A 4915-nucleotide genomic window follows, 5' to 3' on the forward strand; every position below is an offset into this window, starting at 1 on the left:
GATTTGCAACACTAAGATAAGTGAAAAATCTGACATGGCAAAATCCTGAGCAACTTTTTGTTGCTCAGGAACTTATAAATAAAGTTAAATCAAAGTGTTGCGGAATTAAGGATAATAGAATTTAGTTTTTTAAAGGTAATTAGACTTATTCAGGTTACAATAGATATTGCATAGATAGAAATTACAAGGTAGACTTTTAGGTTCGGTTTTTGAAAGTGAATCCTGCTGGCAGTGATGCCGGCAGGATTCTGCGTTATTATGCTCTAAAACAAACCATTCCGTTTCATTAAATTCAATAATTCTTTATCAGAGATAGATTCCATTTCTGATTTATCATAAATGGTCAATAGTTCTATAAAACCATCCTCTTCATTCATGATTGCCACAAAGGAAATAACTCTGGCACCACCACTTTTTCCTTTACCTTTAGAAGCAATACTCATTCTTATTTTTCTTAACCCTTTACCCAAATCTACCCCTTGAAGAGGATTAGATTGAAGAGAATGCAAAAAATCTTCGTAATCTTGCTTGATAGACTTATAGCGCTTACTTAATTTCTTCAATCTACGGGCAAACTCAGGTGCAACCTCTATCCTATAACTCATTAAGCAAATCCTCCGCAGGAATAAAATCCATTTTTCCTTCGCGATGAAGCTTCAATTCCGTAAAAGCCTGATTGATACTAGCAAGGGCTTCTTCCTTAGCCTTTGCATTCTCCACGTCTCTTTTAGCTTGCGCCAATTTTTTAAGATAACGTGCAGCTTTTTCCAAATAGCTCTCGTCATTAGAAAGTACGCCCAAGCTATTATAAATATCAGTATTCAATTGCATTACATTCATTATCGAATCCTTTCTTTTAGCTAGTAATTATGCAAACGAGCAATATGAAAGTCAGCTTTAAAATTGCCGAATGCAGTCTATTTGGTGCAAAGATAAACAAAAAGCATGAAACTCACAAGAGATTTCGTACTTTTTATATGTTTTTATCGATACATTGCGTAGAATTCCTGCACCTTGTTATGGAGCATAAAAGCATAGAGAAGACCATTCCTCCATTCTTCAGGAATTTGGTCTATTCCAAATTTAGCACCCAGGATAGCTCCTGCTACTGCAGCATTGGTATCCGCATCTCCTCCAGATAAAATAATCTTCAAGATACTCTCCTTATACGAGGTTGCATGCCAATAAGCCCATAGGGCAGCCCCTAAAGTTCTGAGCGTATATCCCATACTCTTTTTATCATCCAGGCACAAAGAATCCAGACCTTCATAATATGCCAAGTCTATAAATGGAACGATTCGTTCATCATATTGTTTGGCAATGCCAATCACATCTTCATAATCCAATATCCTGTCTTCAAAGACAAGAGCATGTATGATAGAAGAAACGATAACGCAAGAGCCCACACAGCGAGGATCAAAATGAGTTAGCTTACAGATATTCTCAGCATTATTAGCCACATTGTCCTTCATAAGCCCTACCACCGAAGTTCTCATGACGGCTCCATTAGCTGCAGCTTTTTTCTTTCCCATCTTCCAGATAATCTCTGCAGCCTTCTGTGGATTCGAAGTATAGTCGCCAAGAGCCATTACATTATAGGTATGCCGGCCAATTCCCATGCCTCCATTCATCATCCATTCCTTAAACCTTCTGGTAATATTAAAAGTGTCATCCTTCAGACAAGCCACAAAGGAATCTAAGATGCATAGCATCATGTCGGTATCATCTGTCCAGTCGCCTCTTTGCCAACGACGACGATGATCATCCTGCCCGATTATCATGATATGCAAATCAAGATGGAACCATTGGTAAAAGCTGTATTCATCCTCTTCCTGCGCCATGAGGAGGGCATCGTATTCAAGAACCTTTCCGACTATCGAGAAGAGCTACACACCATCTATCTCGACATTTGCGCCAAGCAGGAAAGCCCTGTGCATCTATCTGCAGAGAAGATTCGCCAGAGCATAGATGCCTTGACCAACCCCCTCTCCAATTCCATCAATGAGAAGTGCGCCCGAGTAAGAGCAGCCTTCGTATCCCAGTTTGACGAGTCACTCGCCAAGTACTATTATATAGATGGTAAAAGAGGCGAAGCTAAGAAGATTATACTAGACAGGAAACTTTTGGAATGGAATTCTGTTGTCATAGAAGATTAAAATTGTTGTCATACGACATAAAGGGTAATGGTCGTACTGCGCCATAGACTTATGCCCCCTCTCCCAGTGCAATCCTGCAAAAACATACTTGTCTTATCTATATGCGTAAAAACCCAAAAAAGAGGATGAGATATCACTTATGTCTCATCCTCTAAATATTTTTAGCGAAAAAGTTTCTAAAATTGTTTGAAGCAACTATAGAGAACTATCTTACTGATGAAAGCAACGTTTTCATTCCCCAGTTTTTAGGGGAATATTTCCACATACTTTCCTCATTTTCCACACCATCTACTTTTGGTACATAAAGCATAATCACCTGACAATCAACCAATATCATTTTCATCTTCTTTTTGGCACGCAGATTGTGACTATGAATAGTGGGTTCGATAATGAATCCACAAAAAAGGAAATAAGTAAGTAACATTAATATAGTAACAATTAAAAAAAGATAAGATTATGAAGAAGTTTATGTTTGCAGCTATCGCAGCTATGGTAATGGTTTCAGTAAGCAACGTTTTTGCATCAAGCAGAATGGTAGGTAACGCAGAGGTAGCACCAGTTGATACCGTGGCTCCGGATGCTCCTTCAGATACAACAGAAGTTGGCACTCCTATCCAGCCACAGGCTACCACTGAGGATTCAACACAGCAGGAGACAACTCAGCTGCAGGAGGCTACAGAGACTGAGCAGCAGACAAATGCAGAGTAAAAGATAAAGAACAGTTCATTTTGCAGCGTTATTCATATAGTAGATTTAGTTTTTAAAGGTAATTAGACTTATTCAGGTTTCATGAGAAGTTGCATAGTTAGAAAATACAAGGTCGAACTTTAGGTTCAGTTTATGAAAAGTGAATCCTGCCGGCATCACAGCCAGCAGGATTCTTGCTTAATAGCCCCAGTAAAACTCGTCAAGTATCACTTCTTCAATCGCTCTACCCATTCATTGAACAAAGGGCATTCCTCCCGAATCTTCTCTAAGCCAATGTCCATAGCAACACAAATGCCAACAACTACCTTATTATAATCAGGAATAGCAGCTATCAATCGTTTGGACGGAGCTGTCTCAGGACTATTGTTGATAAGCTCTGGTGATTGGAAAGCCTCTGCCGTGGCCTGCAACTCTGCATAATCAAACTCACTCTCCTCAAAACTGTTCAAGAATGCACTCACATCACTAAACAGCAATCCCTCAAACTCATGAAGTTGTATGTATGGAATGAAGCGGAAGCGATATTGCTCAGGAATATCATTCGCCATTCTATCTATCAAGAAATGAATACGCTCCGTCTTATCCACTATTTCCTTAGATTCTTCCCATCCAGGAAACCCGAACTGGTCTTTGATGCCATAGTAATCCACTAACATACTGACATAGACATCGCCTTCTTGGAGATGATTCAAGATTTGCTTTTTGATGGTAGCCCAAGGCACTATACCACCATGCGAGTGCTTGATGACAGGAGCTTCCACATAAATATCATGCTTAGCAAACTCCACTCCAAGCACTTCTGTACAAAACTCTTGTTCCGTAGGACCTTCACACACTATGATTAGTCGTTTCATCGTGGCTGACCTCCTTTCATAATATTTTGTTTCCACAAATCACCAAGTGTATAATCCTCAAGCCAATGTGCCAATTCTTCGCTATTCAGCCGATTGATGGTTGTACCATCTTCGTTCTGATTAACAGTCAAGACATCCTCTGGTTCAAAGTTACTGATTAGTTCAGCACTTTGAGTTGCAACGATAACTTGCGTGCCCTTTTGTGCCGCCATCTTAATCAAACCCGAAAGTTTTTCGATAGCCACAGGATGCAAACCAAGCTCTGGCTCATCAATGATGATAACTCGTGGTAACCATGGCTGCATAAAGAGCACGGTCAAGGCAATAAAGCGAATGGTTCCATCCGACAAGTCGGTCGGTCCGTAAATCATAGAGCTATACTTATCCTGCCATTGCAAGCGCACCATATCGGCTTCGGTTGGTTGGAAATAGAAGTCCGAGAAATAGGGAGCCACACTCTGAATGACACGGATAATGCGACGATAAGCCATCGGCTTCTCTCGCTGAATACGATAGAGGATAGCCGCCAGATTTTCACCATGCTCATACATACGATAAGCATCGTTCACGATATGGCTATCTGCCGTAAATGGAGAACGGCGACCAGTATCGTGGAAGTGAAACTTGCGGATTTGGGAGATATAATTAGATAAATCGTCCTCTTTATGGTCTTTTAAACTCGATTCGCTCTGAAACTCCGTTATAACATTTTTCCTCACTAAATCTAAAGGACAAACATCATCATAACAACCAACAACTTCTCTTTCTACAATGAGTTTACCATCAGATTCCAATAAAGCCAAGTCATATTCACTCTTAGCTATTAGCAAGTTTACAGCTATACGATCGGTAACTTTTCTGCCTTGATAGAGAAATTTATCTACTCCACCAACTTGAGCGACATACGCCCCTAATCTCTTCTCATAGATGTTTCCTAACATTTCGAAAAGAGATAAGAAGTTACTCTTACCAGCTCCATTGGCACCAATCAAGAGATTGATAGGATGCAGTTGAACTGATAACTTTTTAAAAGACTTATATCCAAATATTCTTATCGAATCCATATTGTAGTTTCATTCAAATATAAAGGGGGTGTAATTTAAACTGTGTCAAGGCTTGTTCTTAACTTTCATTCCCACTCCCTGCTGGGGGCATGCCCCCAGCAGGGAAGCCTTTTCGGCTGCAAAGTTACATAAT

General features: G+C 40.0%; 8 protein-coding genes. 2 read left to right on the top strand and 6 right to left on the bottom strand.

Annotated features, from left to right (window positions below):
- Window positions 1-263: 263 nt before the first annotated feature.
- The 3 genes from ACTQ53_RS17010 to ACTQ53_RS17020 form a co-directional block, all read right to left on the bottom strand.
- The gene (locus ACTQ53_RS17010; protein WP_441934451.1) at window positions 264-605 is read right to left on the bottom strand and encodes an addiction module toxin RelE; all 342 of its coding nucleotides are present in this window, start codon (window positions 603-605) and stop codon (window positions 264-266) included.
- Complete coding sequence (locus ACTQ53_RS17015; RefSeq protein WP_153127617.1) at window positions 595-840, bottom strand: hypothetical protein; 246 nt, start codon at window positions 838-840, stop codon at window positions 595-597. Before ACTQ53_RS17015 ends, ACTQ53_RS17010 begins: the two co-directional genes overlap by 11 nt.
- Before the next feature lie 143 nt (window positions 841-983).
- A complete protein-coding gene (locus ACTQ53_RS17020; RefSeq protein ID WP_441934453.1) occupies window positions 984-1781 on the bottom strand; it encodes an ADP-ribosylglycohydrolase family protein in 798 nt (265 codons plus the stop codon).
- Between the two features lie 15 nt (window positions 1782-1796).
- Here ACTQ53_RS17020 and ACTQ53_RS17025 point away from each other — a divergent pair, with 15 nt between their 5' ends.
- Window positions 1797-2156 (top strand): hypothetical protein, encoded by a 360-nt coding sequence (locus ACTQ53_RS17025; protein ID WP_441934455.1) that lies wholly within the window; start codon window positions 1797-1799, stop codon window positions 2154-2156.
- 205 nt (window positions 2157-2361) lie between these two features.
- Here ACTQ53_RS17025 and ACTQ53_RS17030 read toward each other — a convergent pair whose 3' ends face one another.
- On the bottom strand, window positions 2362-2499 hold the full coding sequence (locus ACTQ53_RS17030; protein WP_441934457.1) for a hypothetical protein: 138 nt from the start codon (window positions 2497-2499) through the stop codon (window positions 2362-2364).
- Window positions 2500-2612: 113 nt separating this feature from the next.
- Between ACTQ53_RS17030 and ACTQ53_RS17035 the strand changes: the two genes are divergently transcribed.
- Window positions 2613-2864, top strand: coding sequence for a hypothetical protein (locus ACTQ53_RS17035; protein WP_441934459.1), 252 nt, complete (start codon window positions 2613-2615; stop codon window positions 2862-2864).
- A gap of 206 nt (window positions 2865-3070) precedes the next feature.
- Here ACTQ53_RS17035 and ACTQ53_RS17040 read toward each other — a convergent pair whose 3' ends face one another.
- Complete coding sequence (locus ACTQ53_RS17040; protein ID WP_441934461.1) at window positions 3071-3718, bottom strand: DUF4276 family protein; 648 nt, start codon at window positions 3716-3718, stop codon at window positions 3071-3073.
- Window positions 3715-4782, bottom strand: a complete 1068-nt coding sequence (locus ACTQ53_RS17045) for an AAA family ATPase (RefSeq protein WP_441934463.1) — start codon at window positions 4780-4782, stop codon at window positions 3715-3717. The genes ACTQ53_RS17040 and ACTQ53_RS17045 overlap by 4 nt, the downstream gene beginning before the upstream one ends.
- Between the last annotated feature and the right edge of the window lie 133 nt (window positions 4783-4915).

This window comes from Prevotella sp. Sow4_E9_plate, from assembly GCF_052116205.1.
Lineage (GTDB): Bacteria > Bacteroidota > Bacteroidia > Bacteroidales > Bacteroidaceae > Prevotella.

Excerpts from the sequence above, each read along its gene's own strand:
- ACTQ53_RS17010 (WP_441934451.1), bottom strand. The coding sequence starts at position 605 with ATGAGTTATAGGATAGAGGTTGCACCTGAGTTTGCCCGTAGATTGAAG.
- ACTQ53_RS17045 (WP_441934463.1), bottom strand. The coding sequence starts at position 4,782 with ATGGATTCGATAAGAATATTTGGATATAAGTCTTTTAAAAAGTTATCA.
- ACTQ53_RS17030 (WP_441934457.1), bottom strand. The coding sequence starts at position 2,499 with ATGAAAATGATATTGGTTGATTGTCAGGTGATTATGCTTTATGTACCA.
- ACTQ53_RS17035 (WP_441934459.1), top strand. The coding sequence starts at position 2,613 with ATGAAGAAGTTTATGTTTGCAGCTATCGCAGCTATGGTAATGGTTTCA.
- ACTQ53_RS17025 (WP_441934455.1), top strand. The coding sequence starts at position 1,797 with ATGGAACCATTGGTAAAAGCTGTATTCATCCTCTTCCTGCGCCATGAG.
- ACTQ53_RS17020 (WP_441934453.1), bottom strand. The coding sequence starts at position 1,781 with ATGATAATCGGGCAGGATGATCATCGTCGTCGTTGGCAAAGAGGCGAC.
- ACTQ53_RS17015 (WP_153127617.1), bottom strand. The coding sequence starts at position 840 with ATGAATGTAATGCAATTGAATACTGATATTTATAATAGCTTGGGCGTA.
- ACTQ53_RS17040 (WP_441934461.1), bottom strand. The coding sequence starts at position 3,718 with ATGAAACGACTAATCATAGTGTGTGAAGGTCCTACGGAACAAGAGTTT.